Here is a 551-nt window from a genome sequence, read left to right on the forward strand (position 1 = left end):
TTTTGGTCAACAGTGCCCTTGACGTCCTTTCACACGGTTAGAAATAATGCCCTTTGAACAATGGCTTTTACTATTGGCAACCTGTGCTCTCGGAGCCATGTCGCCAGGCCCTTCTTTAATTTGTGTCCTTCAAAACGCGATAGCTGGCGGATTTCGTTTAGGTGTTAAAGTTTCGGTAGCCCATGCTAGCGGGGTTGCTCTTTGGGCGTGCGCAACAATTTTGGGAATTGCGAGCATTAGCAAAACGTTCCCTTTTCTGCACAATACACTGATACTGTTGGGGGCGTTGTATCTAATCTACATGGGGTTACGTAGTTTCGCTTCTGGGCTAAGTGGGGTCGAGTTAAGTATTAATGGTGTAGAAAGCCCGAAAGGCAGACAAGCTGTTCGAGACGGTTTTTTCATTGCATTTTTAAATCCAAAACTAGCAGTGTTTTTTGTCGCCTTGTTCTCTCAATTCGTTGACGCAAATAACAGTCCGATTGATTCGCTTGTCATGGTTTCCACTGCCGCGTTTGTAGATGCTCTATGGTATATCTTAGTAACTTTTA

At 44.5% G+C, this 551-nt stretch carries 1 protein-coding gene; it reads left to right on the forward strand.

What is annotated here, in order from left to right; translation table 11 throughout:
• Positions 1–97: 97 nt before the first annotated feature.
• A partial coding sequence (locus A3738_RS07820) for a LysE family translocator (RefSeq protein ID WP_197473691.1) occupies positions 98–551 on the forward strand: 454 nt, incomplete at its 3' end.

The organism is Oleiphilus sp. HI0066 (assembly GCF_001635725.1).